This is a genomic window from Streptomyces sp. NPDC034103, from assembly GCF_055575395.1.
Genome location: NZ_JBVISS010000011.1, coordinates 105,914 through 131,929 on the forward strand (window position 1 = coordinate 105,914; position 26,016 = coordinate 131,929).

Genomic DNA, 26,016 nt, shown 5'->3' on the forward strand with positions numbered 1-26,016 from the left:
GTTTTCCCCCGGTTTCCCCCCGGTTTCCCCCCGGTGGTGCTTCCCCCGTGTTGCCGCACCACCGTTACCGCTCCCCCGTGGTGGTGCTCCCCCCGACCCTCAGGCGACGAGCTCCCCGAAGGCGTCCTCCTCGTCACGGCCGAAGCTGAGGACCTCGTCCTCACGCAGCCGGCGGAGCGACCGCCAGATGCTGGACTTCACCGTGCCGACACTGATGTCGAGGATGTCCGCGATCTCCGGGTCGGTGCGGCCCTCGTAGTAGCGAAGGACCAGCATCGTGCGCTGGAGTTCGGGCAGCCGGGCCAGCGCCTGCCACAGGACCGCGCGCAGTTCCGTGCCGCGCATCGCGTCCGTGTCGCCGGGCGTCTCCGGCAGTTCCTCGGTCGGGTACTCGTTCAGCTTGCGGCGGCGCCACGCGCTGATGTGCAGGTTGGTCATCGTGCGGCGGAGGTATCCGCCGACCGCCGCCTTGTCACTGATCCGGTCCCACGCCCGGTACGTCGAGAACAGCGCGCTCTGCAGCAGGTCCTCGGCCTCGAAGCGGTCACCGGTGAGGTGATAGGCGGTTGCGTACAGGGAGGCACGGCGCTCCTGGACGTAGGCGGTGAACTCCGCCTCCGACAGCGAACGACGCTCCCCCGAGCCCTCCCCGTACGCGGTTCCCCCGTGTGTCTCCCCCGAGACACTGTCAACCACCGTCATGTACGCGGTGTGCTGACGCCCAGCGCCGCGAGCGCACCCCCGCCCGCTCACGGCGCCGGACTTCTCGGAACCCCGGCCCCCGTGCACGTCGTGCAGACGCGTGATCACTGCGCTGGTGCTGTTGCTGTGCAGCGTGTTCATCTCGCGCCCCCCGTCGTGGACTTCCGGTGTTCGGCTTGCTCAGGCGGTGGTTCCTTGCCTGTGCCGAGAATCCTGCCGTCGCACCTTCATGGCCGTGTCCGCCGACTGTCACAGACCTGTCACAGGGGCTCGTCCCGGGAATCGCACAGGACGAACACAGAGAGCAGCGCTCTGTGCACGTACCTGTCCAGGTGTCGAAACCGCACCCCACCATGGGCCAGAATGAGCCCCGTGCCTTCCCTGTTGCTGATCGAGGACGACGACGCCATCCGTACGGCCCTGGAGCTGTCTCTGACGCGCCAGGGTCACCGGGTTGCCACCGCTGCCACCGGCGAGGACGGCCTGAAGCTGCTGCGTGAGCAGCGGCCGGACCTGATCGTGCTGGACGTGATGCTGCCCGGCATCGACGGCTTCGAGGTGTGCCGACGCATCCGGCGCACGGACCAGCTGCCGATCATCCTGCTGACCGCGCGCAGCGACGACATCGACGTCGTGGTCGGTCTGGAGTCCGGCGCCGACGACTATGTCGTCAAACCCGTGCAGGGGCGCGTCCTCGACGCCCGCATCCGGGCCGTGCTGCGGCGCGGGGAGCGGGAGGCCAACGACGCGGCGACCTTCGGCTCGCTCGTCATCGACCGCGCCGCCATGACCGTGACGAAGAACGGCGAGGACCTCCAGCTCACGCCCACCGAGCTGCGGCTGCTGCTGGAGCTGAGCCGGCGGCCGGGGCAGGCGCTGTCCCGGCAGCAGCTGCTCCGACTGGTGTGGGAGCACGACTACCTCGGTGACTCGCGGCTCGTCGACGCCTGTGTGCAGCGGCTGCGCGCCAAGGTCGAGGACGTGCCGTCGTCCCCGACGCTGATCCGTACGGTCCGTGGTGTCGGCTACCGGCTGGACTCGCCTCAGTGACCCAGGCGCAAGGGGGGGTCCGCGGCTGGGCCGCGGACCGCAAGGGACATCTGTCACGGCTGAGGTTCACCAGTCTGCGCCTGCGCCTGGTCGTGGTCTTCGGCCTGGTGGCGCTGACCGCCGCGGTCTCCGCGTCCGGGATCGCCTACTGGCTCAACCGCGAGGCGGTGCTCACCCGCACCCAGGACGCGGTGCTGCGCGACTTCCAGCAGGAGATGCAGAACCACGCGGGCCTGCTGCCGGAACTGCCCGAACAGTACGAACTCCAGCGCACCGCCCAGGAGATGGCCAACAGCAGCCAGCGCTTCAGCGTGCTGCTCGTCGCCCAGAACTCCGACGGCACGGCGCTGTACGCCAACTCCGGCGCCCTGAACGGCTTCTCGCTCCAGGACGTGCCCACGTCGCTGCGGGCCGCGGTCGACGAGGAGCAGGACGTCGACTCGGCCAACAAGTACCCGTACCACCTGTACTGGCAGCGCACGGTCGACGACGGCACGCCGTATCTCGTGGCCGGCGCCAAGGTGATCAACGGCGGTACGACCGGCTACATGCTCAAGTCGCTGGAGCCGGAGGCCAAGGACCTCAACTCCCTGGCCTGGTCGCTCGGTATCGCCACCGGCCTCGCCCTGATCGGCTCCGCGCTGCTCGCGCAGGCCGCCGCGACGACCGTGCTGAAACCGGTGCACCGCCTCGGGGTCGCCGCCCGCCGGCTCGGCGAGGGCAAGCTGGACACCCGGCTCCGGGTGTCCGGGACCGACGAACTCGCCGATCTGTCACGGACGTTCAACGACGCGGCCGAGGCCCTGGAGAAACGGGTCGACGACATGGCCGCGCGGGACGACGCCTCCCGCCGGTTCGTCGCGGACATGAGCCATGAACTCCGCACCCCCCTCACCGCGATCACCGCCGTCACGGAGATCCTGGAGGAGGAACTGGAGGCGGAGACCGGGTCGATGGACCCGATGATCGAGCCCGCCGTGCGGCTGGTGGTCAGCGAGACCCGGCGTCTGAACGACCTCGTCGAGAACCTCATGGAGGTCACCCGCTTCGACGCGGGCACGGCCCGACTGGTCCTGGACGACGTCGACCTCGCCGACCAGATCACCGCGTGCATCGACGCCCGCGCCTGGCTGGACGCGGTGGAGCTGGACGTTGAACGCGGCCTGCACGCCCGCCTGGACCCGCGACGCCTGGACGTGATCCTGGCGAACCTCATCGGCAACGCCCTCAAGCACGGCGGCTCGCCGGTGCGGGTCGCGGTGCGGCAGGCGGACGAGTCGGTCGTCATCGAGGTCCGGGACCACGGCCCCGGCATCCCCGAGGACGTCCTGCCGCACGTCTTCGACCGGTTCTACAAGGCGAGCGCCTCCCGCCCCCGATCCGAGGGCAGCGGACTCGGCCTCTCCATCGCCCTGGAGAACGCCCACATCCACGGCGGCGAGATCACCGCCGCGAACTCCTCCGAGGGCGGCGCGGTGTTCACGCTGTGCCTGCCCAGGGACGCGTCGGAGCTGGCCCGGGAGGGCGAGGGGAAGCAGAGCTCATGAGGGTACGGCGAGGGCGGGAGCGGCGAGCCATGGGGACCGTACGGTGGCTGCTGGTGCCCGCGGTGCTGGCGGCGTCGGCCACCGGGTGCGGCATCCGGGCGACGGAGGTGCCGACGGACTTCGGCCCGGCGCCCTCCCGGGTGCACTGCTCGGTCTCCGAGCCGGACGTCTCCGCCCGGTCCTCGCACGGTCTGCCGGTCCAGGTGTTCCTGCTGTGCGGCTCGTCGCTGGTGGCCGTCGACCGGACGGTGAGCGTCGAGGACGGCACGGCGGACTCCCGGCAGCGGGTCCTGGTGGCGCAGGAGCTGCTGAACGAGCTCGCCTCGGCGCCGTCGGCCGGTGAGCGGGAGGCCGGGTACAAGACGACCGTGCGCGACGGTATGACGGTGACCGGGCCGCGCCCCGAGGACCCCGAGGACACCCTCCGGCTGAGCTATCCGCCGGACGCCCTCGCCAAGTCCTCCCTCGCGCAGATCGTCTGCACGTTCTCCGACTCGGCCGCCGCCGAGGGTGACGGCTCGGTCATCCTGGGCGGCCCGGACGGCACCCCGCTGCACCGCTACGAGTGCACGGACAAGGTCCGCGCCGAGCCGAGCAGCGTCGAACCGCCGTCGTCGGAGGTCACGGACGGCTGAGCCACCCGTGTGGCGGACGCCTCACCCTGCCACCCGGAACCGATCCCGCCGCACGCCGCGTCTAGGGGGGCGTGCAGCGTGAAGGCTTCGTCGGCGGCAGCGCCGGGATTCGCATCCGTGCGGCAGGGGGTGTCCTCCTTGTCGCACACCTCGCGTTCGTCGCCTGGCTCACGCTGCGGCCGCTCGACGTGCCGTGGATGACCCCGCCGAACGTGACCCCGCTCGCCGGGATCCGCGCCGACCTGGCGCTCGGCTGGCAGGTCGGGGCCCGGCGGATCGTCGAGGGCCTGGCGCTGCTGGGCCCGCTGGGTGTCCTGCTCCCGGCCCTGCACGGCCGCCTGTGGTCCTCCCCGCTCGGCTCCCTGGTCCGCACGGTCGCCGCGGGCGCCCTGATCTCCCTGGGCATCGAACTGCTCCAGACCGGGGTCCCCGGTCAGGTCGTCGACATCGACTCGGTGCTCCTGAACACCGTGGGCGTCGCCCTCGCCCACGCCGCCCTCGTCCCGGTCGGCCGGGCCCGGCTCCGCCGCCGCACCGAGCGCCGGGCACGGGCCGGCCGCCGCCTGGAGGACGCCCCTCAGGGTCGGACCCCGACGTTTCCCAGGGTCGGTATCGCACCGTAGAGCGATGCTTTGCCCGCTTCGTCTCCGTAGCGTTGAGAACAGATGAGGACGTCACAGAGACAGCCTCCGCAACGCTCTCGAAGGAGCCGCAATGTCCCGCCTCGCCCGCCCCACCAACGGCCGCATGATCGGCGGAGTGTGTGCCGCGCTGGCACGGCGCTTCGGCACCTCGGACACCACGATGCGGGTGATCTTCCTGGTCTCCTGCCTGCTGCCCGGCCCGCAGTTCCTGCTCTACATCGCCCTGTGGATCCTGTTCCCCTCGGAGGGGAGGGCCAACAAGGCGCAGGCGGCCTGGTAAGCACCTCTCGCAGACGCGGATGGGGCGCACCCCGACAGGGGTGCGCCCCATCGGGCGATGGGCGGGGTTCAGCCCAGCGGGATCCCGTTCAGCGGCAGGCCCTTCGTGGGCAGCCCCGTCTGGCCGACCGGCAGACCACCGAGCAGACCGGCGACCGGCTTGGTCGGACCGTCGGCCAGCGCACCCTGGGCGGCCGGCGTCACGGCGGCCAGGCTCGTGGCGATCGCCGGCTGCGCCTGCGACAGGGCCTCACCGGCACCCGGCAGCGCCTTGGCGAGGTTCTCCGCCGGCAGCGTCTTGGTGACGGTGTCCAGCGCCGAGGAGGCGTCCGGAACGGCCGGGGCGGCGTTTGCGGCGCCCGCGCCGGCGGCGGCGAAGGCGGCACCGAGGGCGGCGACACCGAGGGTCTTGGCAGCAGACTGCTTCATGAAAGTGCGTCCTCGAAATGGGATGACGGTGAGCGGTCCCCGACCGTAAACACGCACGGCCGCCCGCCGCAAACATCGAAATGCGGACGGATGATGAACACCCGTCCGCATTCCGCGTTCCGAGACGCCCCTCGGTCAGCCTTCTTCGGCCACAGAAGCGCTGGTGGAAGCCGTCTGCTGGAACAGCCATTCGGACTTCAGCTCGGCATATCCGGGCTTGATGACGTCATTGATCATGGCCAGTCGTTCATCGAAAGGAATGAACGCTGATTTCATCGCATTGACGGAGAACCACTGCATGTCGTCGAGCGTGTAGTCGAATGCCCCGACCAGGTGCTCGAACTCCCGGCTCATGCTGGTGCCGGACATCAGCCGGTTGTCGGTGTTCACCGTGGCCCGGAAGTGCAGCCGGCGCAGCAGTCCGATGGGGTGCTCGGCGTAGGAGTCGGCGGCCCCGGTCTGGAGGTTGGAGCTGGGGCACAGCTCCAGCGGGATCCGCTTGTCCCGGACGTAGGAGGCGAGCCGGCCGAGCTTGACCGAGCCGTCCTCGTGGACCTGGATGTCGTCGATGATCCGCACGCCGTGCCCGAGCCGGTCGGCGCCGCACCACTGCAGGGCCTGCCAGATGGAGGGGAGCCCGAAGGCCTCGCCGGCGTGGATGGTGAAGTGGTTGTTCTCGCGCTTGAGGTACTCGAAGGCGTCGAGGTGCCGGGTGGGCGGGTAGCCGGCCTCGGCGCCGGCGATGTCGAAGCCGACCACGCCGAGGTCCCGGTAGCGGTTGGCGAGTTCGGCGATCTCCAGGGCGCGCGCGGCGTGCCGCATGGCGGTGAGCAGGGCGCCGACGCGGATGCGCCGCCCCTTCTCGCGGGCGATCCGCTCGCCTTCCCGGAAGCCCTCGTTGACCGCCTCGACGACCTCCTCGAGGCTGAGCCCGCCGTCGAGGTGCTGCTCGGGGGCGTACCGCACCTCGGCGTAGACGACCCCGTCGGCGGCGAGGTCCTCGGCGCACTCGGCGGCGACCCGGACCAGCGCGTCGCGGGTCTGCATCACGCCCACGGTGTGCGAGAAGGTCTCCAAGTACCGCTCCAGCGAACCGGAGTCGGCGGCCTCGCGGAACCAGACGCCGAGCTTGTCCGGGTCGGTCTCGGGGAGTTGGGCGTACCCGGTGTCCCGGGCGAGGTCGACGATGGTGCCGGGCCGGAGCCCGCCGTCGAGGTGGTCGTGCAGCAGAACCTTGGGTGCCCGGCGGATCTGGTCCGAGCTCGGGGTGGTTCCCGTCCGGTCAGTCTGGCTCGTCATTTTCGCACTGTAACTCCTACGCGCGTAGATCGCGCGTTGTACATCTCCGTCGATATGTAACGGTGACCGCCCGGACGGGTGGAGTACACCGACGCTTCTGACACTGTTCTGTCATGGCACAGCAAGCGACGCCGGTTCGCACGGCCCGGCTTGGGCGGCTCGGTCCGGAACCGACGACGGTGAGCGGGGTGGTGCTGCTGCTCCCCGGCGGCGAGGAGAGCTCCGACCGCAGACCGTCCTCCATCATGGCGACCGCGTCCGTACGCGGACTCGGCCGCCGGCTGGCCCGTGCGGGCCGGGAGGAGGGCCTGGCCACCCATGTCGTCCACTACCGCTACCGCGGCTGGAACGGCACCGCGGCCCATCTCGCCCGGGACGCCGACTGGGCCGCCGAGGAGGTCGTACGCCGTTACGGGGACGTCCCGGTGTGCCTGGCGGGCGTCGACATGGGCGCCCGGGCGGCCCTGCACGCGGGTGGCCACGACGCCGTCAACTCCGTTCTGGCGATCGCCCCCTGGCTGCCCGAGGAGGATGCGGCGGCGCCCCCCGAACCGGTGCGCCAGCTCGCGGGCCGACGGGTGCTGATGGTGCACGGCACGAACGACGCGCGCACGGACCCGGAGCTGTCGTTCCGGCTCGCGGCACGGGCGAAGAAGGCGAACCGGGACGTGTGCCGGTTCGAAGTGCACTCCGCCGGGCACGCGTTGCGCCAGCACCGGGACGAAGTCCACGCCCTGGCCGAGGACTTCGTCATGGGCTCGCTGTTCGGCCGCAGCTTCTCCCGGCCCGTCGAGGACGCCCTGGCGGCCCCTCCCCCGCTCGGCCTGCGGATGCCGCTGGCGGCGGGCTTCGGGCGGTCACTGCGGCGGTAGCCACGGCCCTCGGGGCTGACGTGGGGTGCGGCGCCCCGGCACGGGCCGCTCGCACGACGTGTCCGCGCGCGTGGCCTTCCGCCGGTCAGTCGGGGAGCAGACGGCCGCGCTGTGCCAGCAGGAACTTCTTGAAGGCCGCCACCGGTGGTGTGTCCGGGTGGCCGTCGAGCCAGGCGACCGCGATCTCGCGCACCGCGCGCGGGGCGGTGACCGTCAGCTCGACGACCCCCGGGCGGGGCACCGCGGGCGGCGGCAGGAGGGCGACGCCCAGACCGGCCGCCACCAGGCCCCGCAGCGTCTCCGCCTCCTCGCCCTCGAAGGCGATGCGCGGCCTGAAGCCCGCCTCCTGGCAGAGGTCGTCGGTGATGCGGCGCATGCCGTAGCCGGGTTCCAGGGTCACGAACGTCTCGTCGGCGGCCTCGGCGAGGCGGACCCGCTTGCGGGAGGCGAGGCGGTGGTCCGCCGGGACGACCAGCCGCAGCTTCTGCTCGTCCAGGCGGCGGCCGACGAGGTCCGGGGCGTCCGGGACCGGGGAGGTCAGACAGAGGTCCAGCTCGCCCGCGCGCAGCCGTTCGATCATGGCCTCGCCGTAGTTCTGGACCAGGCTGAAGCGGACCCGGGGATGGTCGGCGCGGAAGGCGCGGATGAGACCGGGGACCGTCTCCGAGCCCATGGTGTGCAGAAAGCCGAAGGCGACCTTGCCGGTGGCCGGGTCGGCGTCCGCGCGCACCTCCTCGGCGGCGCGCTCGATCTCCCCGAGGGCGCGTTCGACGTGGCCGAGGAAGGCCCGCCCGGCCGGGGTGAGGGAGACCGTGCGGCCGATCCGGGCGAACAGGTCGACGCCCAGGTCCTGTTCGAGGCGGACCATCGCGCGGGAGAGCGTGGACTGCGGGACGTTCATCTCCTGTGCGGCACGGGTGACGTGCTCGGTGCGGGCGACGCCGGCGAAGTAGGCGAGGCGGGGAGCCAGCACCAACGACATCTCCGTCATGTCTTCTGTGTCACTGGACGGTGACAGTCGGGACTGTGAGCTGCGTTGATGCACCATGGGAACGATTATGACGAGTTCATGCATTGGACGCATGAACCGGGGTGTCCGTACCTTCGAGGCATGCCTGCCAGTACCGAGGCGTCCACTGCCGTGGGCGCCGTACCCGCCGTTCCCGCTCCCAACTCCCGGATGGCCCCGGGCGGCCCCGGCTACCGCCGGATGAGCTTCGCCCTCTTCCTCGCCGGGGTGGCGACCTTCGCCCTCCTGTACTCCACGCAGGCCCTGCTGCCGCTGATCTCCGCCGACCTCGGGGTGGCGGCGAGCGACGCGAGCTGGACGGTGGCCGCGGCGACGGGCGGACTGGCCCTGTTCGTCCTGCCGATGAGCGCGCTGTCGGAGCGGTACGGACGCCGTACGGTCATGACGGCCTCGCTGGCGGTCGCGGTGACGATCGGACTGCTGGTCCCGCTGGCCCCCTCGCTGCCGGTGCTGGTCGCGCTGCGCGCGTTGCAGGGCGCGGCGCTGGCGGGTCTGCCCGCCTCCGCCGCCGCCTATCTGGCGGAGGAGGTCCGGCCGAAGGCACTGGTCACGGCGATCGGACTGTTCGTGGCGGGCAACAGCGTCGGCGGCATGAGCGGCCGGGTCATCACCGGCTGGGTGGCGCAGGAGTGGGGCTGGCGGGTGGCCCTCGGCGTGATCGGGGTGGTCGCGGTCGGGTGCGCGGTGGCCTTCCGGCTGCTGCTGCCCGCGCCGAGGCACTTCGTCGCCGGGTCGCTGAAGCCGCGGGTGCTGGCGCGGACGGTGCGGGACCACCTCTCCAACCCGCTGATGCGCCGGCTGTACGCGATCGGCGCCCTGTTCATGACGGTGTTCGGCGGCGTGTACACGGTGATCGGCTACCGGCTGACCGAGGCGCCCTTCGACCTCCCGCAGGGCATCGTCGGCTCGATCTTCCTGGTGTACCTGGTCGGTACGGTCTCGGCGTCGACCGCCGGCCGCCTGGTGGGCCGCCTCGGCCGCCGGGGCGCGCTGTACGCGGCGGGCGCGACGACGGCGGCGGGTCTGGTGCTGTCGCTCGCGGACTCCCTGGTGCTGGTCCTGCTGGGTCTGGTGCTGATCACGGGCGGGTTCTTCGCGGGGCACGCGGTGGCGTCCTCGGCGGTCGGCAAGACGGCGACCCAGGGGCGGGCACAGGCCTCGGCGCTGTACCAGTCGGCGTACTACATCGGCTCCAGCGCGGGCAGCACGGTCGGCGCGCTCGCCTTCCACGCGGGCGGCTGGGCCGGGACCGTCGGGGTCGGCCTGCTGGCGGTGCTCGGCGTCGTGACGATCACCGTCCTCGGAACGCGTGCGGCCCGGGCCCAGCAGCGGCTCCTGACGGCCTGAGCCGCACGCCCCCTTTCCTCCCCCTGGTCGAGGTCGGTCGGCCAGGGGGACCGCCTTTCCTCGCCCCCGCCGCCCCTACCCATCCCGTCCCCAGGGGCGCCGCCCCCTGACCCCTGCTTCGGCCCTGAACGGGCCTCGTCCTCAAACGCCGGACGGGCTGGTTTCTCAGCCCCTCCGGCGTTTGAGGAGCGGGGATCCAGGGGGCAGAGCCCCCTGGGAGCGGGGTCGAAGGGGCGCAGCCGCTGGAGGACGGGATGGGAAGGGGCGGCGGGGGCGAGGCACGCTTGACCTGCGCGTTCGTCTACTCGGCACGCCATTGTCAGACCCCTGCGATAGTTTCGAACGTGCTGGGCGCAACGGCGCGACGCAGGACGGTCACAGGGGTGGGTGGACCATGACGGACACGACGACGGCGGACCTCGACGTCAGGCTGGAGAAGCACCGGGTCGAGCTGACCGGCTACTGCTACCGGATGCTCGGCTCCTCCTTCGAGGCGGAGGACGCGGTGCAGGACACGATGGTCCGCGCCTGGCGCAGCTACGACAAGTTCGAGGGCCGCTCCAGCCTCCGCTCCTGGCTCTACCGCATCGCGACCAACGTCTGCCTGGACATGCTGACGGCCGGCAACAAGCGCGCGCGGCCCATGGACCTCACCGACTCGACCCCCCTCGCGCAGGCCGCCCTCTCCCCGCGCCCGGACCACACCTGGCTGGAGCCGATGCCGGACGCCCGCATCCTGCCCACGGTCGAGGACCCGGCGGAGGCCGCCGTCGCCAAGGAGTCCGTGCGGCTCGCCTTCATGGCCGCCCTCCAGCAACTGCCGCCCAAGCAGCGGGCGGTGCTCATCCTGCGCGAGGTGCTGGCCTGGCGGGCGAGCGAGGTCGCCGAGCTGCTCGGCACCACGGTCGCCTCGGTCAACAGCGCCCTCCAGCGCGCCCGCGCCACCCTCGCCGAGCGCGAGGAGCAGCACGGCGCGGCAGCGGCCGTCTCCGACCCCCTGGACGAGGACCAGCAAAAGCTCCTGGACCGCTATGTGGCGGCGTTCGAGGGCTACGACATGACGGCGCTGACGGCCCTGCTGCACGAGGACGCCATCATGACGATGCCGCCGTTCGACCTGTGGCTGACGGGCCACGACGACATCTCGGGCTTCATGACGACACTCGGCTCCGCCTGCGAGGGCTCGCGTCTGGTGCCGGTGCAGGTGAACGGCCTGCCGGGCTTCGCCCAGTACAAGCCGGACCCGGAGAAGGGCGGCTACACACCGTGGGCCGTGCAGGTCCTGGAGATCTCAGACGGCCGGCTCACCGGGTTCCATTTCTTCCTGGACACCCAGCGCTGGTTCCCCCTGTTCGACCTGCCCCTCCATCTCGAAGCGGAGCCCGACCAGGTCGAGAAGAGCGTGTAGTGCCGGGTCGGGGTCTCTGAGCCGGATCCGGCCCCCGGCCCGCCGGGCGGCCAACTCCAGCCGCGCCAGCAGGTCGACGGCCCCGAGCCCCGGCGGTCCGAGTCCGGCCACGTCACAGACCACCGCCCGGGCCCCGGTCGTGTGCAGCAGCGCGCGCACGTCGTCGCACAGCCCCCTCACCTCGTCCCGGGTGACGGGGCCGGCCAGTACGAGCACGGCGGGTGTCATGGCGTCCACGATCTGTAGACCGGGCGGACGGACGGAACTCATCGCCGCCGCGAGGGCGAAGGGCCATGAGGGCATCCACCGACCGGGATCACATTGACCTGGGCGCCGCCTTCCCCGGAGGGTTGGCTGTATGCCCCACGGATCAGCACCGCCCTGGATGTCGCATGCTCTCCTCACCGCTGAGGAGGTTCCGTGCAGGGGGTGCTGACCGGCTTCGCCGTCATCGCCGTGGTCATCGCGGTCGGCTATGTGATCGGGCGGCGCGGCCACCTGGGGGACAACGGCCGCGAGGTGCTGACCAAGCTCGCCTTCCATGTCGCCTCCCCCGCCCTGCTCTTCACGACGCTGGCACGGACCGACCTGGCGATGGTCTTCTCCAGCCGGCTGGTCGTCACCGCGCTGAGCACGGCGGCGACGGCGGGTGTCTTCGTCGCGGTGGGCGCCGTGCGCGGCTGGGGCGTGGGCCGCACGACGATCGGCGCGCTGTGCTCCAGTTACGTCAACTCCGGCAACCTCGGCATCCCCATCGCGGTGTACGTCCTGGGTGACGCCTCGCTGGTGGCGCCGGTGCTGCTGTTCCAGCTCCTGCTGCTGACCCCGATCGCCCTGACCGTGCTGGACCTGGCGGGCCGGGACGGCCAGGACCCCCTGTGGCTGCGGCTCCTCACCCCCCTGCGCAACCCGATCGCGGTGGGCTCGCTGGCCGGTGTCGCGGTGTCGGCGAGCGGCGTCCACATCCCGTCGGCGGTCATGGACCCGGTGACGCTGATCGGCAACATGTCCGTCCCGGCGGTGCTGCTCGCCTTCGGCATCTCCCTGTGCGGCAGCACGATGCCGGGCCGGGGGCCGGACCGCCAACTGGTCCTGCTGTCAGTCGCGTTGAAGTCGGTGGGCCAGCCGGTGGCCGCGTGGGCGCTGGCGGTGGGGGTGTTCGGGCTGCGCGGGCACCAACTGCTCGACGTGGTGGTGACCTCGGCACTGCCGGCCGCGCAGAACCTCTACACCTACGCGTCGAGTTACGGCGTGGGCGAGCGGCTCGCGCGGGACTCGATCCTGGTGTCGACGGTCCTGTCGGTGCCGGTCCTCGTCGTGGTCGCGGCGCTGCTGGGCTGACCGCGGGCACGAAAAAGCTGACCGCGGGCACGGAAGAGGGGGCCGACGCCCCGGGCGTCGGCCCCCTCTTCCGTCACCTCACCTCACCTCAGGCGATCCGCTCCAGCACCACCGGCGAAGCCGTGAAGTCCGTACCCGGTGCGGCGATGTCGTAGGACCCCTCGACCGCCTCCAGGGCGTACGCGAAGCGCTCCGGGGTGTCCGTGTGGAGGGTGAGCAGGGGCTGGCCCGCGGTGACCGTGTCACCGGGCTTGGCGTGCAGCTCGATGCCCGCGCCCGCCTGGACCGGGTCCTCCTTGCGGGCGCGCCCGGCGCCCAGGCGCCAGGCGCCGACGCCGATGTCGTAGGCGTCGAGGCGGGTCAGCACGCCGGAGGCGCCCGCCTTGACCACGTGCTGCTCCTTGGCCACCGGCAGCTCCGCGTCCGGGTCGCCGCCCTGGGCCGCGATCATGCGGCGCCAGACGTCCATCGCGGAACCGTCGGCCAGGGCCTTCGCCGGGTCGGCGTCGCGCACGCCCGCCGCGTCCAGCATCTCGCGGGCCAGGGCGATCGTCAGCTCGACGACGTCCGCAGGGCCGCCGCCCGCCAGGACCTCGACCGACTCGCGGACCTCGAGGGCGTTGCCCGCCGTCAGGCCCAGCGGGGTCGACATGTCCGTCAGCAGGGCGACCGTCTTCACACCGTGGTCGGTGCCGAGGCCGACCATCGTCGAGGCCAGCTCGCGCGCGTCCTCGATGGTCTTCATGAAGGCGCCCGAGCCGACCTTGACGTCCAGGACCAGGGAGCCCGTGCCCTCGGCGATCTTCTTGGACATGATCGAGGAGGCGATCAGCGGGATCGCCTCCACCGTGCCGGTCACGTCCCGCAGCGCGTACAGCTTCTTGTCCGCCGGGGCCAGGCCGTCACCCGCCGCGCAGATCACCGCGCCGGTGCCGTCCAGCACCGACAGCATCTCCTCGTTCGACAGCAGCGCGCGCCAGCCCGGGATCGACTCCAGCTTGTCCAGGGTGCCGCCGGTGTGGCCGAGGCCGCGGCCGGAGAGCTGCGGGACGGCCGCGCCGCAGGCGGCGACGAGGGGGGCCAGCGGGAGGGTGATCTTGTCGCCGACACCACCCGTGGAGTGCTTGTCCGCGGTCGGGCGCGAGAGCGAGGAGAAGTCCATGCGCTCGCCGCTCGCGATCATCGCGGCGGTCCAGCGGGAGATCTCCCGGCGGTTCATGCCGTTGAGGAGGATGGCCATGTTCAGCGCGGCCATCTGGTAGTCGGCGACCTCGCCGCGGGTGTACGCGTCGATGACCCAGTCGATCTGCTCGTCGCTGAGCTCACCGCGGTCCCGCTTGGTGCGGATGACAGAGATGGCATCCATCGACAACACAGCCATGGCATTCCTTCCGGACGTTCAGAAAAGTGCACGGCCCCCCTGATCGCCTCAGAGGGGCCGCACGGGAGTTACTTGGAGGTGAGATGGTCCGGGCCGAAGGCCTGGGGCAGCATCTCCGACAGCGGCAGGACGCCCGCCGGTGTCTCGAGCAGCAGGTCGGGTCCGCCGAACTCGTACAGCAGCTGCCGGCAGCGGCCGCACGGGACGAGGACCTCGCCCCGGCCGTCGACGCAGGTGAAGTGCGTCAGCCGGCCGCCCCCGGTGCGCTGCAACTCCGAGACCAGCCCGCACTCGGCGCACAGGCCGAGTCCGTAGGAGGCGTTCTCGACGTTGCAGCCGGAGACCGTACGGCCGTCGTCGACGAGGGCCGCGACGCCGACCGGGTAGCCCGAGTAGGGGGCGTAGGCGTGGCTCATCGCCTCGCGCGCCAGCTCCCGCAGGGCGTCCCAGTCGACGTCGGCAAAGGTCGTCACTTGCCTTGCCCCTTCCGGTACGGCAGACCGTCCGCCTTCGGCATCCGCAGGCGCTGCGCGGACAGCGAGAGCACCAGCAGGGTGATGACGTACGGGCTGGCCGTCACGACCTGGTTCGGGACCTCGTTCGTGGTGGCGTACCAGACGAACATCAGGGCCGAGACCGCGGCGGTGAGGGCGGCGGGGAGGTACTTCTTCTTCCAGAGCAGGTACGCGACGCCGAACACCAGCAGGATCGCGAGCAGCAGGATCAGCGCGTGCACGTTGGTGACACCGCCGCGCAGCTTGAGGCTGTCGGTGTAGCCGAACAGGCCCGCGCCGAGGGCGAGTCCGCCCGGCATCCAGTTGCCGAAGATCATCGCGGCGAGACCGATGTAACCGCGGCCGGCCGTCTGGCCGTCGAGGTACACGTTGGACGACACGATCGACAGGAAGGCACCGCCGAGGCCGGCGAAGCCGCCGGAGATGATCACGGCGATGTACTTGTACTTGTAGACGTTGACGCCGAGGGACTCGGCGGCGATCGGGTTCTCACCGCAGGAGCGCAGCCGCAGTCCGAACGACGTGCGCCACAGGACGTACCAGCTGGCGGGCACCAGGGCCACGGCGACGACGGTCAGCGGCGAGAGGTTGGTGATCAGACCGCCGACCAGGCCGGCGATGTCGGAGACCAGGAACCAGTGCTTGCCGTTGAGCGTCTGGAGCCAGTCGGACAGCCCCGGGACGTCGAAGGTGCCCAGCGACTCGATCGGCGGGGACTGCTTGGAGGAGCCCTGGGGGACGCCCTCGAAGGTGAACTTCGACAGGTAGCGGGTGGTACCCAGCGCCAGGATGTTCAGGGCCACACCGGAGACGATGTGGTTGACGTTGAACGTCACGGTGGCGATGGCGTGCAGGACGGCGCCCAGCGCGCCGCCGACGATACCGACGAGGACGCCGGTCCACGGGCCCCACTGGTAGCCGGCCCAGGCGCCGAACCAGGTGCCGAGGATCATCATGCCCTCGAGGCCGATGTTGACGACGCCCGCGCGCTCGGCCCACAGACCGCCGAGACCGGCGAGGCCGATCGGCACGGCCGCGCGCAGGGCGGTGGACATCTGGCCGGTCGATGTGATGCCGTCCGCGCCGGTGATCAGCCGGACGACCGACGTCAGGATCAGCACACCGGAGATGATCAGGAGGAGGACGGGCAGCGACATGCGGCGGCTGCCCTTGCCGGGCTGCTTCGCCAGAGCCTTGACGATGATCGCGGTACTCATCAGACCGCCACCTCCTTCTTGCTGTTCTGGGCGGCGGCAGCGGCGAGTTCCTCACCGACGCGCTTCTGCTGACGGCGCAGGCCCCAGGTGCGGACCACCTCGTAGGAGATGACGACCGCGAAGACGATCAGGCCCTGCATGATCGTGGCGATCTCCTTCTCGTACGGCTCGGGAGTCGCGTAGTCGAGGGCGGGGGACGCCTTGTCGAGGAAGGCCCACAGCAGGGCGGCGAGCGCGATGCCGCCCGGGTTGTTGCGGCCGAGCAGCGCGATGCCGATGGCGGTGAAGCCGAGGCCGGCCGGGAAGCTGAGGCTGTAGGTGTGGGTGTCGCCGAGCAGCAGCGGCAGGCCGGAGATGCCGGCGACCGCGCCGGAGATCAGCATCGCGGTGAGCACCATGCGCTTGGCGTTGACGCCGGAGGCCGCGGCGGCGGTCTCGGACTCGCCGGTGGCGCGCAGGTCGAAGCCGAAGCGGGTGCGGTTGAGGACGGCCCAGTAGCCGACGCCCATGGCGATGGCGAGGAAGACCAGACCGTAGATCTCGCCGACGTCGGCGCCCAGGTTGATGCCGGGGACCCAGCCGGACTCCTTCATCACACCGGTGGTGACGTTGTCGCCGAGCGGCACGCCCCAGTTGTCGGTGAGGGTGAGGTAGCCGATGAGGCTGGTGGCGATGGAGTTCAGCATGATCGTCGCGACGACCTCGCTGACGCCCCGGGTCACCTTCAGGATGCCCGCGATACCGGCCCACATGGCGCCGGTGAGGGCGCCGACCAGGAGCAGCAGGGGGACCTGGAGGAAGGACGGCAGCGCGACGTGCGCGCCGACCACCGCGGTCATCATGGCGCCGAGGCGGTACTGGCCGTCGACGCCGATGTTGAACAGGTTCATCCGGAAGCCGAGGGCGACCGCGAGGGCGGCGATGTAGTACATCGACGCCTGGTTGATGATCAGGACCTGTACGTCGGAGAAGCCGGCCTGCTCCAGCATGAGCGTGTACGGCTCGATCGGGCTCTTGCCCGAGGCGATCAGCACGACCGAGGTCAGCAGGATCGCCGCGACGAGCGCCAGGGCCGGGCCGGCCACGGCGAGGAGCAGTCGCTCCTTGTCGAACTTCTTCATCGGGCCTCGTCCTCCGGGGCGCTGTCGTCCTCGATGTGCTCAAGGTGGCCGCTGGCGGCACCCGTCATGGCGGAGCCCAGCTCCTCCGGGGTGACCGTCGCGGGGTCGGCGTCGGCGACCAGCCTGCCGTTGTAGATCACCCGCAGGGTGTCGGACAGGCCGATGAGCTCGTCCAGGTCGGCGGAGATCAGCAGCACGGCCAGACCCTCGCGGCGGGCCTCGCGGATGCGGTCCCAGATCTGGGCCTGCGCGCCGACGTCCACACCGCGGGTGGGGTGGGCGGCGATCAGGAACTTGGGGCGGTGGCTCATCTCGCGGCCGACGATCAGCTTCTGCTGGTTGCCGCCGGACAGGGAGGCCGCCGTGACGTCGATGCCGGGGGTGCGGACGTCGTACTCCTCGACGATCCGGCGGGTGTCGGCCTGGGCCGCCTTCGGCTTCAGCCAGAAGCCCTTGGCGTTGGGCTCCTCGGTGACATGGCCGAGGATGCGGTTCTCCCAGAGCGGGGCCTCCAGGAGCAGGCCCTGGCGGTGGCGGTCCTCGGGGATGTACCCGACGCCGGACTCGCGGCGCTTGCGGGTGGCCCAGGGGGTGATGTCCTCGCCCTGGAAGAAGATGGCACCGGAGTCGGCGTTCCTGGTGCCGATCAGGGCGTCGATGAGCTCGGTCTGGCCGTTGCCCTCGACACCGGCGATGCCCATGACCTCACCGGCGTGGATGGTGAAGGAGACGTCGTCGAGGACCTTCTTGACCTCGCCGCCCTCCGCGGCCAGGCCCACGCCGCCCGAGGGCTCGGAGTCGACGCCGAGGGAGGCGCCGCCGGAGGCGTACACGGTGAGGTCCCTGACCTCGATGACGGCCGTGTCGGTGACGGTCGACTCGGCGGTCTCGGGGGTGGGGAGCTCGCTGCCGACCATCATCTCGGCGAGCTGGCGCGGGGTGGTCTCGGACGGGACGGCGGTGCCGACGGTCGTGCCGCGGCGGATGACGGTGATCTCGTCGGCGACGGAGAGGACCTCGCCCAGCTTGTGCGAGATGAAGATGACCGCCAGGCCCTCGGACTTGAGCTCGCGCAGGTTGTCGAAGAGTGCGTCGACCTCCTGCGGGACGAGGACGGCGGTGGGCTCGTCGAGGATCAGGGTGGAGGCGCCGCGGAAGAGGACCTTGAGGATCTCCACGCGCTGCCGCTCGGCGACACCGAGGTCCTCGACCAGGGCGTCGGGGCGGACGCCGAGGCCGTAGCGGTCGGAGATCTCCTTGATCTTCTTACGGGCGTTGCCGCCGATGCCGTGCAGCTTCTCGCTGCCCAGCACCACGTTCTCCAGGACCGTGAGGTTGTCCGCGAGCATGAAGTGCTGGTGGACCATGCCGATACCGCGGGAGATGGCGTCGGCGGGGCTGGAGAAGGTCACCTGCTCGGTGCCGACCGCGATGGTGCCCTCGTCCGGCTTCTGCATGCCGTAGAGGATCTTCATCAGGGTCGACTTGCCGGCGCCGTTCTCGCCGACGAGGGCGTGCACGGTGCCCTTGCGGACGGTCAGGTGGATGTCGTGGTTGGCGACGACACCCGGGAATCGTTTGGTGATCCCCGCCAGCTCTACCGCGATCGGCGACTGAGCGGTGAGCGGAGGGCTGCTGGTCGCTTCGATGGCGCACTCTCCTTGGGAAAGGGGCCACTCTACGCGCGTAGCGCCCCTGCTTTAAATAGTGCCCGGACCTGATCGTTCTCGATGTGGCCTACGAGTGGTGCACGATCCGTTCCGAGCATTCTGCCGCGCGAACGGGGCACGAAGGGTCATCCTCTCCGCGCCCCGTTCCGTGGCCGTAACGCTGCCATTGCAGCGCTTGTGTGGCCAAGGCCTGTGACCGGATGGGGTCAGGAGGTCTTCACCTTGATGGTGCCGTTCTTGATGGCCTCGGACGCCTTCTTGATCGCGTCCTGGATCTTGGTGTTGTTCGCGAACTCCGGGTTGGAGTTGGAGACGCTCACGCCACCGTTGGAGAGCGAGCCGCGGACCACGCCGGTCGCCGGCTTGCCGTCGTGGACGGACTTGGCGAGCTCGAAGACCGCGCCCTCGACGTTCTTCATGGCGGAGGTCAGGATCGAGTTCTTGTACGCCTTGAGCGCGTCCTGCTTGTACTGGTCGGAGTCGACGCCGATCGCCCAGACCTTGTTGGCGCTGGCGGCCTTGATGACGCCCTGCCCGGACAGACCGGCGGCGGCGTAGACCACGTCCGCCTTGTCGTCGATCATGCCCTCGGCGGCGCTCTCGCCCTTGTCGGGGCTGGAGAAGCCACCCTCGGCGGCGGTCTCGGTCAGGTACTGGATCTTGACCGTGACACCCTTCTTGGTGTCCTCGACGCCCTGCTTGTAGCCGGCCGCGAACTTGTGGATCAGCGGCACGTCCACACCGCCGACGAAGCCCACGACGTTGGACTTGGTGGACAGCGCGGCGGCGACGCCGGCCAGGTAGGAGGCCTGCTCCTCGGAGAAGACGAGGTCGGCGACGTTGTCGGCCTTGGTCTGCTCGTCGTCGACGATGCCGAACGTGGTCTTCGGGAACTTGGCGGCGGCCTCCTTGACGGCGGGCGCGTAGGCGAAGCCGACCCCGATGACGGGGTTGTAGCCCTGCTTGGCCAGGTTCTCCAGGCGCTGCACCTTGTCCGCGTCCGACTCGCCGTCCTGCGGCTCGATCGCGGTGGACTTGTAGCCGAACTCCTTGTCGGCCTTGTCCAGGCCGGCGGTCGCGGCGTCGTTGAAGGACTGGTCGCCCTTGCCGCCGACGTCGTACGCCAGGGCCAGGCCCAGGTTCTTGCTGTCGCTGCTGGACGACTCGGAGGACGAGCTGCCGCAGGCGGACGCGGTCAGGGCAAGGGCTGCGGTTGCAACGCCTGCAACCGTGATACGGGACACCCGGCGCATGGAACGAGACTCCTTTGTGCAAGCGCCCAAACCAGGCGCTGGTTCCGCCGCAGCGTAACGCGCGTAGACCAGACGGAAAACCCCTTCTGTCCGGTCCGTTACCGAGCTGTGGCCACAGTTGGTGGACAGACTACGGACAGCAGTACGCCCCTTGCGGGAGGCAAGGGGCGTACGACCTGGAACGGCGCCCGGGAGGGCGTACGGAAGGGGCCTTTCGGCTCACTCGGAGTGGCCTCGCGGCGTTATGAGGTCTTCACCGTGACCTTGCCGTCGATGATGTCCTGCTTGGCCTTGTCGACCGCGGCCACGACGTCGGTCATGGCCTTGTACTTCGGGTTGGAGTCGGCGAAGCCCACGCCGCCGGACTTCAGGTCGCCGCGGACGACACCGGTGAGGGGCTTGCCCTCGTAGACGGACTTGGCGAGGTTGTAGACCGCGCCGCCGACGTTCTTCAGGGCCGAGCCGAGGACGTAGTCCTTGTAGTCCTTCAGCGCGTCCTGGTTGTACTGGTCGGAGTCGACGCCGATGGCCCACACCTTGTTGGCGGCGGCCTCGGAGATCACGCCCTGACCGGAGAGACCGGCGGCGTGGTAGATGACGTCGGCGCCCTTCTCGATCTGGCCGCTGGCCGCCTCCTTGCCCTTGTCCGGGCTGGAGAAGCCGCCCTCGGCGGGCGTCTCGGTCAGGTACTGCGACTCGATCTTGATGCTCGGGTCGACGGACTTGACGCCCTGCTCGAAGCCCGCGCCGAACTTGTGGATCAGCGGGATGTCCACACCGCCGATGAAGCCGACGTGCTTGGCCTTGGAGGCCTTGGCGGCGGCGACGCCCGCGAGGTAGGAGGCCTGCTCCTCGGAGAACACCATGTCGGCCACGTTGGCGGCCTTGACCTGCTCGTCGTCGATGACGCCGAAGGTGGTCCTCGGGAACTTGGCGGCGACCTCCTTGACGGCCGGCGCGTAGATGTAGCCGACGCCGATCACCGGGTTGTAGCCGGCCTTCGCGAGCTCGGTCAGCCGCTGGACCTTGTCCGCGTCGGACTCGCCGTCGCTCGGCTGGACGTCCCGGCCGCCCATCTTGAATTCCTTGTCGGCCTGCTCGAAGCCGGCGTAGGCCGCGTCGTTGAACGACTGGTCGCCCCGGCCGCCGATGTCGTACGCCAGGCCGATGCCCTTGCCCGAGTACGTGCCGGAGGAGGACGACGAGGAGTCGTCGCTGCCGGCCTTCGTGCTGGACTCGCCACAGCCGACGGCCGCGAGCGCAATGACCGAGACGGCCACCACTGCTTGGGAGAACCTGGTCCTCCGAGATATGGAACGCACAGCAAGCACCCCTTCATGCCACGGTCCGCCGAGCGGCCCGCTTCCCCGACGCGCCGCCGCTGGTGGCTGTTCGGCGCACAGTAACGCGCGTAGAAGGGGAGGGGAACGGGATTGTTCCTGGCCGTTATCGAACCGTGCCGCCACCGGGTTACGTGCGCGAGAACCCGGTTACGGGCGGGTGACACAAGGGGACGAAGGGGCGCTCAACGGGCGCCCCTTCGCACGATCTGCCGGTCCCTCAGGAGGTGCCACCGAGCAGCGCGGCGGCCGTGAACAGCTCCACGCCGACCGTGATCGCGTGCTCGTCGGCGTCGAAGTCGCCCTGGTGCAGGTCGCGTACGGCCCGCTCGCCGGGCGGGCGGACACCGAGACGGGCCATGGCGCCCGGCACGTGCTCCAGGTACCAGGAGAAGTCCTCGCCGCCCAGGCTCTGCTCGGTGCCGTCGACGGAGGCGGCACCGCGGCGGGCGGTCATGGCGTCCCTCAACAGCTCGGTCACCACCGGGTCGTTGACCACGGGCGGCACTCCGCGCACGTAGTTGATCTCGGACTTGGCGCGGTGCAGGTTGGCCACCTCGTCGATCGCGGCGACCACGACGTCGGGCGCCTGCCGCCAGGCCTCGATGTCCAGGCAGCGGACGGTGCCGGAGAGTTCGGCGTGCTGCGGGATCACGTTGGGCGCGTGGCCGGACTCGATCCGCCCCCAGGTGATGGCGAGACCGGCGCGGGTGTCGATGCGCCGGGCGACGAGCGCCGGCACGTCGGTGACCACCCGGGCGGCGGCCGTGACCAGGTCGGTCGTCAGGTGGGGGCGCGCGGTGTGCCCGCCGGGTCCGTCCAGGGCGATCTCCAGCCGGTCGCAGGCGGAGGTGATGGGGCCGGCGCGCAGCCCGATCCGCCCGGCGTCGACCCGGGGGTCGCAGTGCACGGCGATGATCTGCCCGACGCCCTCCAGCGCCCCGCAGTCGATGGCGTCGGCGGCGCCGCCGGGCAGCACCTCCTCGGCGGGCTGGAAGACCAGCCGCACGGGCCGGGTCAGCCGCCCCTGGCGATGCAGATCGGCCAGCACCAGGCCGGCGCCGAGGACGACGGTGGTGTGCACGTCGTGCCCGCAGGCGTGGGCGCGGTCCGGCACGGTCGAGCGGTACGAGCAGTCGCTCTTCGTGTCCGGGATCGGCAGGGCGTCGATGTCGGCCCGCAGGGCGAGGGCGGGGCGCCCGCTCTCCCAGTCGCCGATGTCACAGACGAGCCCCGTGCCCACCGCGAGCACCCGCGGCCTCAGGCCGGCCTTCTCGAGCCGTGCCTTGATGGCGGCGGTGGTGCGGAACTCCTGGTTGCCGAGTTCCGGGTGCATGTGCAAGTCGCGGCGGAACGCGACGAGTTCGGCACGCAGCGACTCCGGCAGCGTGCCGGGAAGCAGTGCTTCCGCGGGGATATCGGCCTCGGACTCCAGTGACATCAATTGCTTCACCCTCTGAAGGGTAGGACGTCGAGGTGGCCAACTGACCCTCGATCAACAAAAGTTCAACCCGTTAGGGGAAGAAAATCTGGCCGCTCGACGCATACGTATCGACTGGGATGGGTAAACTCGCCCGACTTTCCGAGCGAGTGGATCTTGAGATCCCCGGAGAGAACGCGGCCGTGGACTTCCGGCCACATCCGTCACTCATCCACTCCTCCCTCCACGGATACCACGCCCGGTGCCGCCCCGTCGGCTCTGTTCACGTGTCGGGACCGCCACACCGCCGGGAATCCACCCTCCCTCCATGGAGACGCTTGTTCCGGTCCCGGAATCATCACCGCCGCGCGACCTTTCCGCCACGCGGAGCGACGGCCGGGGCGCCGCGGGGCAGGCTTCCCCCATGACGATCCACACGGCACGGGACTGGCGGGCGTGCGGTTGCGGCGAGGAGCAGATCCCGGGGCTGCCGGCCAGGGTCGGGTTCCCCGGGATGGCGGGTCTGATCCTGGCAACTCTGGTGATCATGATCCTGACGGGCCGGCGCTCGCGCCGGCGGTGTGGCTGATCGGCCGCCGCCGACGCCCGCGGCAGCCCGTCCAGGTCACACCGCCCGAGCCCGCGCCCGACTGCCCGTCCGACTCCCGCTCCCAGCCCCCGGCCGACTCCCCGCCCGGCTTCCTGGGTGGTTCACCTGGACGGCCGAGGAGCGTCCGAGGGACGGCAAGCCTCGCTAGGGTGCGGTCCGTGACCGCCCAGCACCCGGATTTCATACGGGACACCCGGACCTCGTACGACGCCATCGCCGACGCCTACGACCAGCGGTTCCCCGCGGACGGGCTCGCCGGGCTCATCCTGGAACGCGCGCTGTTCGGCGCCTTCGCCGAGCTGGTACGGGCCAGGGGCAGCCGCGCCCCCGTCGCCGACCTCGGCTGCGGTCCCGGGCATGTCACCGCCCTGCTGCACGGCCTGGGCCTGCCCGTCTTCGGGGTCGACCTCTCGCCCCGCATGGTGGAGCTGGCCCGGCGGGGCCACCCCGGCCTGCGGTTCCACGTGGGCTCGATGACCTCCCTGGACCTGCCGGACGCGACGCTGGGCGGGATCACCGCCCTGTACTCGGTCATCCACGTCCCCGACGAGCACCTGCCGGCGACGTTCGCCGAGTTCCACCGGGTCCTGGAGCCCGGTGGGCACCTGCTCCTCGCCTTCCAGACCGGCCAGGCGGAGCGGCTGCGGCTCGACGAGCGGTTCGGGCACGCGGTCGCGCTCGACTACTACTGGCGAGACCCCGACACCGTGGCCGAGCGGCTGGTGGCGGCGGGTTTCCGGCTGCACACCCGGGTGCTGCGCGAGGCGGAGCAGGACGAGGCACGCCCGCGCGCCTTCCTGCTCGCGCGCAAGGGCGACTGACCCGGCCCGGCCCGCCCGGGTCAGACCGCGGTGACCGCCGACAGGCGGTGTATGTCCCTCGCCTTGCCCGTCACCCCGGACAGGAAGCCCTGGGCGCGTGGCGAGGCGGTCTCGGTGAGCCAGTCGGGGTCGATGTCGCAGACCGCGACGCGGACCTCGGTGCCCACCAGGGCCAGGGGCAGGGTGTGCACGACCGTCGAGGGGAAGCTCAGGATCGTACGGCCGATCGGTCCCCTGCGGGCGATCAGTTCCAGCGGGAGGTCGGGGCGGACGATCTCCAGGCCGGTCTCGACCGCGAGGCGGTGGAGTTTGTCGGTGCTCTCGCGGCGGTGGGCGAAGTAGCGGGTGGTGCCGTGGGCCTTGGCGAGGGTGCGCACCGCCTCCAGATAGCGGTCGCCGTCGACCACGCCGGTCTCCACCAGGGACGTGCCGACCATGTCGGCGCCCTTGGTGATGCGGGGCGGGCCGAAGCGGGCGCGGGTCCAGGCGAAGGTGTGGGGCGAGACCGTGACCCCGGCCGGGGTCTCCTCCATCGGCATCGAGGAGAAGATCTGCACCCGGCGGCCCTCGCTCGGGGTCAGGCGGCGGCGGGCCGAGGAGGACACCGGCGCGAAGACGAGGTCGCGGGGCCCGGGGCGGCCGCCCTTGCGGTGCCAGCGCACCAGGCGTTCGCCGCGGGCGAGCTGGGCCACGAACTCCATGGTGGCCGTGCCGTCGTCGACGACGACGAGATCGGCGGCCCGGGTGATGGTCAGCAGCAGTTGTACGTAGCGGGAGAACGGGTCGCCCAGGACGACCCGGTCCGCCCTGCGGAGCGGGCCCGCGAGGCCGCCGATGGTCTGGAAGGGGGCCGCGGGGCCGCCCCGGGCCTCCTCCCAGCGGACCTCGTGGCCCTCCTCACGGGCCAGCTCGGCCATGCGGCGCAACTGGCCGCGGGTCATGGGGTCGGTCGGGGACAGCACGACGAGGGTGAGCCCCGCGCCGGGTGCGTGGGCGTGCGCCCACTCCAGCACGTTCAGGAGCTGTACCGGGCTCTCGACGAACGCGAGAGTGGAGTTGCTGCCGGCTGATCCGGCGCGGCGGCTCATCGACGTACGACCGTCCCCTAAGTAGGTCAGACCCCAGGTGGGTGGTGCGGAGCTCAGACCGTGACCGGCTCGCCCGCCGCGGCGGCGATCTCCGCCTCGGCGACCACACCGGCGACGCGGCGGAGCTTCTTCATCGGGCCCAGCTCGGAGTCGTAGACCTTCTTGACGCCGTCGCCGAGGGAGGCCTCGATGGTGCGGATGTCGCGGACCAGGCGCTGAAGGCCCTGGGGCTCGACGGAGGCGGCCTGGTCGGAGCCCCACATCGCGCGGTCGAGGGTGATGTGGCGCTCGACGAAGGTGGCGCCGAGGGCGACCGCCGCGAGGGTGGTCTGCAGGCCCGTCTCGTGGCCGGAGTAGCCGATCGGGACGTTCGGGTACTCCTCCTGAAGGGTGTTGATCACCCGCAGGTTGAGCTCCTCGGCCTTCGCCGGGTAGGTCGAGGTGGCGTGGCAGAGCAGGATGTTGTCGCTGCCCAGGACCTCGACCGCGTGGCGGATCTGCTTCGGGGTGGACATGCCGGAGGAGAGGATGACGGTGCGGCCGGTGGCGCGCAGCTCGCGCAGCAGCTCGTCGTCGGTGAGGGAGGCGGAGGCCACCTTGTGGGCGGGGACGTCGAACTTCTCCAGGAAGGCGACGGCCTCGGTGTCCCACGGGGAGGCGAACCAGGCGATGCCCTTCTCCTTGCAGTGCTCGTCGATCTGGCGGTACTCGTCCTCGCCGAACTCCACGCGGTGGCGGTAGTCGATGTAGGTCATCCGGCCCCAGGGGGTGTCGCGCTCGATGTCCCACTGGTCGCGCGGGGTGCAGATCTCGGGGGTGCGCTTCTGGAACTTCACGGCGTCGCAGCCGGCTTCGGCGGCCACGTCGATGAGCTTGAAGGCGTTCTCCAGCTCGCCGTTGTGGTTGATGCCGATCTCGCCGCAGATGTAGACGGGCTGGCCGGGACCGGCGAGGCGCTCGGAACCGAAGGAACGCAGACGGGAGTTGGTGCTCATGG

Annotated in this window: 26 protein-coding genes; 11 read left to right on the plus strand and 15 right to left on the minus strand. The window is 70.9% G+C overall.

All coding sequences use genetic code 11. The annotated features are described in order from the left end of the window. Positions 1 to 99: 99 nt before the first annotated feature. Positions 100 to 843 carry a SigE family RNA polymerase sigma factor gene (locus ACZ56U_RS24985; RefSeq protein ID WP_469086220.1) on the minus strand — a complete coding sequence of 248 codons (744 nt, stop codon included), beginning with the start codon at positions 841 to 843 and terminating at the stop codon, positions 100 to 102. A gap of 231 nt (positions 844 to 1,074) precedes the next feature. Between ACZ56U_RS24985 and afsQ1 the strand changes: the two genes are divergently transcribed. The 5 genes from afsQ1 (at position 1,075) to ACZ56U_RS25010 (ending at position 4,858) form a co-directional block, all read left to right on the plus strand. Then, positions 1,075 to 1,752, plus strand: a complete 678-nt coding sequence (gene afsQ1, locus ACZ56U_RS24990; RefSeq protein WP_055611283.1) for a two-component system response regulator AfsQ1 — start codon at positions 1,075 to 1,077, stop codon at positions 1,750 to 1,752. Continuing rightward, positions 1,749 to 3,299, plus strand: coding sequence for an ATP-binding protein (locus ACZ56U_RS24995; protein WP_469086221.1), 1,551 nt, complete (start codon positions 1,749 to 1,751; stop codon positions 3,297 to 3,299). Before afsQ1 ends, ACZ56U_RS24995 begins: the two co-directional genes overlap by 4 nt. Positions 3,300 to 3,328: 29 nt before the next feature. Further along, positions 3,329 to 3,934 (plus strand): hypothetical protein, encoded by a 606-nt coding sequence (locus ACZ56U_RS25000; protein WP_469086222.1) that lies wholly within the window; start codon positions 3,329 to 3,331, stop codon positions 3,932 to 3,934. A gap of 71 nt (positions 3,935 to 4,005) precedes the next feature. Continuing rightward, positions 4,006 to 4,557: a VanZ family protein gene (locus tag ACZ56U_RS25005; RefSeq protein WP_469086223.1), complete on the plus strand. Its 552-nt coding sequence runs from the start codon at positions 4,006 to 4,008 to the stop codon at positions 4,555 to 4,557. Positions 4,558 to 4,648: 91 nt separating this feature from the next. Beyond that, complete coding sequence (locus ACZ56U_RS25010; RefSeq protein ID WP_469086224.1) at positions 4,649 to 4,858, plus strand: PspC domain-containing protein; 210 nt, start codon at positions 4,649 to 4,651, stop codon at positions 4,856 to 4,858. A 68-nt stretch (positions 4,859 to 4,926) separates the two neighbouring features. Here ACZ56U_RS25010 and ACZ56U_RS25015 read toward each other — a convergent pair whose 3' ends face one another. Both ACZ56U_RS25015 and ACZ56U_RS25020 read right to left on the minus strand, forming a co-directional pair. Next, the gene (locus ACZ56U_RS25015) at positions 4,927 to 5,286 is read right to left on the minus strand and encodes an ATP-binding protein (protein ID WP_469086225.1); all 360 of its coding nucleotides are present in this window, start codon (positions 5,284 to 5,286) and stop codon (positions 4,927 to 4,929) included. Positions 5,287 to 5,421: 135 nt separating this feature from the next. Then, the gene (locus ACZ56U_RS25020) at positions 5,422 to 6,585 is read right to left on the minus strand and encodes an adenosine deaminase (protein WP_469086226.1); all 1,164 of its coding nucleotides are present in this window, start codon (positions 6,583 to 6,585) and stop codon (positions 5,422 to 5,424) included. A gap of 113 nt (positions 6,586 to 6,698) precedes the next feature. Between ACZ56U_RS25020 and ACZ56U_RS25025 the strand changes: the two genes are divergently transcribed. Beyond that, positions 6,699 to 7,457: a prolyl oligopeptidase family serine peptidase gene (locus ACZ56U_RS25025; RefSeq protein WP_469086227.1), complete on the plus strand. Its 759-nt coding sequence runs from the start codon at positions 6,699 to 6,701 to the stop codon at positions 7,455 to 7,457. A gap of 85 nt (positions 7,458 to 7,542) precedes the next feature. Here ACZ56U_RS25025 and ACZ56U_RS25030 read toward each other — a convergent pair whose 3' ends face one another. Then, on the minus strand, positions 7,543 to 8,505 hold the full coding sequence (locus tag ACZ56U_RS25030) for a LysR family transcriptional regulator (protein WP_469086228.1): 963 nt from the start codon (positions 8,503 to 8,505) through the stop codon (positions 7,543 to 7,545). Positions 8,506 to 8,568: 63 nt separating this feature from the next. On the opposite strand from ACZ56U_RS25030, the gene ACZ56U_RS25035 reads away from it, so the two are divergent. After that, complete coding sequence (locus ACZ56U_RS25035) at positions 8,569 to 9,834, plus strand: MFS transporter (protein ID WP_469086229.1); 1,266 nt, start codon at positions 8,569 to 8,571, stop codon at positions 9,832 to 9,834. A 394-nt stretch (positions 9,835 to 10,228) separates the two neighbouring features. Continuing rightward, a complete protein-coding gene (locus tag ACZ56U_RS25040) occupies positions 10,229 to 11,242 on the plus strand; it encodes a sigma-70 family RNA polymerase sigma factor (protein ID WP_469086230.1) in 1,014 nt (337 codons plus the stop codon). On the opposite strand, the gene ACZ56U_RS25045 is transcribed toward ACZ56U_RS25040, so the two are convergent. Continuing rightward, entirely contained in the window at positions 11,126 to 11,512 is a 387-nt protein-coding gene (locus ACZ56U_RS25045; protein WP_469086422.1) for an STAS domain-containing protein, read from the minus strand. The two genes, ACZ56U_RS25040 and ACZ56U_RS25045, sit on opposite strands and share 117 nt — an antisense overlap. 150 nt (positions 11,513 to 11,662) lie before the next feature. On the opposite strand from ACZ56U_RS25045, the gene ACZ56U_RS25050 reads away from it, so the two are divergent. Continuing rightward, positions 11,663 to 12,583 (plus strand): AEC family transporter, encoded by a 921-nt coding sequence (locus tag ACZ56U_RS25050; protein ID WP_469086231.1) that lies wholly within the window; start codon positions 11,663 to 11,665, stop codon positions 12,581 to 12,583. An 88-nt stretch (positions 12,584 to 12,671) separates the two neighbouring features. Here ACZ56U_RS25050 and ACZ56U_RS25055 read toward each other — a convergent pair whose 3' ends face one another. The 8 genes from ACZ56U_RS25055 to ACZ56U_RS25090 form a co-directional block, all read right to left on the minus strand. Beyond that, positions 12,672 to 13,955: a thymidine phosphorylase gene (locus ACZ56U_RS25055; RefSeq protein WP_391234981.1), complete on the minus strand. Its 1,284-nt coding sequence runs from the start codon at positions 13,953 to 13,955 to the stop codon at positions 12,672 to 12,674. 77 nt (positions 13,956 to 14,032) lie between these two features. Beyond that, on the minus strand, positions 14,033 to 14,437 hold the full coding sequence (locus ACZ56U_RS25060; protein WP_469086232.1) for a cytidine deaminase: 405 nt from the start codon (positions 14,435 to 14,437) through the stop codon (positions 14,033 to 14,035). Further along, complete coding sequence (locus ACZ56U_RS25065; RefSeq protein ID WP_469086233.1) at positions 14,434 to 15,696, minus strand: ABC transporter permease; 1,263 nt, start codon at positions 15,694 to 15,696, stop codon at positions 14,434 to 14,436. The genes ACZ56U_RS25060 and ACZ56U_RS25065 overlap by 4 nt, the downstream gene beginning before the upstream one ends. Next, complete coding sequence (locus ACZ56U_RS25070) at positions 15,696 to 16,817, minus strand: ABC transporter permease (protein WP_469086234.1); 1,122 nt, start codon at positions 16,815 to 16,817, stop codon at positions 15,696 to 15,698. The genes ACZ56U_RS25065 and ACZ56U_RS25070 overlap by 1 nt, the downstream gene beginning before the upstream one ends. Then, on the minus strand, positions 16,814 to 18,466 hold the full coding sequence (locus ACZ56U_RS25075) for an ABC transporter ATP-binding protein (protein ID WP_469086423.1): 1,653 nt from the start codon (positions 18,464 to 18,466) through the stop codon (positions 16,814 to 16,816). Before ACZ56U_RS25075 ends, ACZ56U_RS25070 begins: the two co-directional genes overlap by 4 nt. A 227-nt stretch (positions 18,467 to 18,693) precedes the next feature. Further along, a complete protein-coding gene (locus ACZ56U_RS25080; RefSeq protein ID WP_469086235.1) occupies positions 18,694 to 19,740 on the minus strand; it encodes a BMP family lipoprotein in 1,047 nt (348 codons plus the stop codon). Positions 19,741 to 19,982: 242 nt separating this feature from the next. Further along, positions 19,983 to 21,020 carry a BMP family lipoprotein gene (locus ACZ56U_RS25085; RefSeq protein ID WP_469086236.1) on the minus strand — a complete coding sequence of 346 codons (1,038 nt, stop codon included), beginning with the start codon at positions 21,018 to 21,020 and terminating at the stop codon, positions 19,983 to 19,985. Positions 21,021 to 21,300: 280 nt separating this feature from the next. Then, positions 21,301 to 22,521 (minus strand): amidohydrolase, encoded by a 1,221-nt coding sequence (locus ACZ56U_RS25090; protein ID WP_469086424.1) that lies wholly within the window; start codon positions 22,519 to 22,521, stop codon positions 21,301 to 21,303. Between the two features lie 403 nt (positions 22,522 to 22,924). On the opposite strand from ACZ56U_RS25090, the gene ACZ56U_RS25095 reads away from it, so the two are divergent. Together ACZ56U_RS25095 and ACZ56U_RS25100 are read left to right on the plus strand one after the other, a co-directional pair. After that, positions 22,925 to 23,089, plus strand: a complete 165-nt coding sequence (locus ACZ56U_RS25095; protein WP_469086237.1) for a hypothetical protein — start codon at positions 22,925 to 22,927, stop codon at positions 23,087 to 23,089. Positions 23,090 to 23,268: 179 nt separating this feature from the next. After that, a complete protein-coding gene (locus tag ACZ56U_RS25100; protein WP_469086238.1) occupies positions 23,269 to 23,931 on the plus strand; it encodes a class I SAM-dependent DNA methyltransferase in 663 nt (220 codons plus the stop codon). A 20-nt stretch (positions 23,932 to 23,951) separates the two neighbouring features. On the opposite strand, the gene ACZ56U_RS25105 is transcribed toward ACZ56U_RS25100, so the two are convergent. Next, on the minus strand, positions 23,952 to 25,019 hold the full coding sequence (locus ACZ56U_RS25105; protein WP_469086239.1) for a hypothetical protein: 1,068 nt from the start codon (positions 25,017 to 25,019) through the stop codon (positions 23,952 to 23,954). Positions 25,020 to 25,072: 53 nt separating this feature from the next. Beyond that, on the minus strand, positions 25,073 to 26,014 hold the full coding sequence (locus tag ACZ56U_RS25110; RefSeq protein WP_469086240.1) for an N-acetylneuraminate synthase family protein: 942 nt from the start codon (positions 26,012 to 26,014) through the stop codon (positions 25,073 to 25,075). Positions 26,015 to 26,016 lie beyond the last annotated feature (2 nt).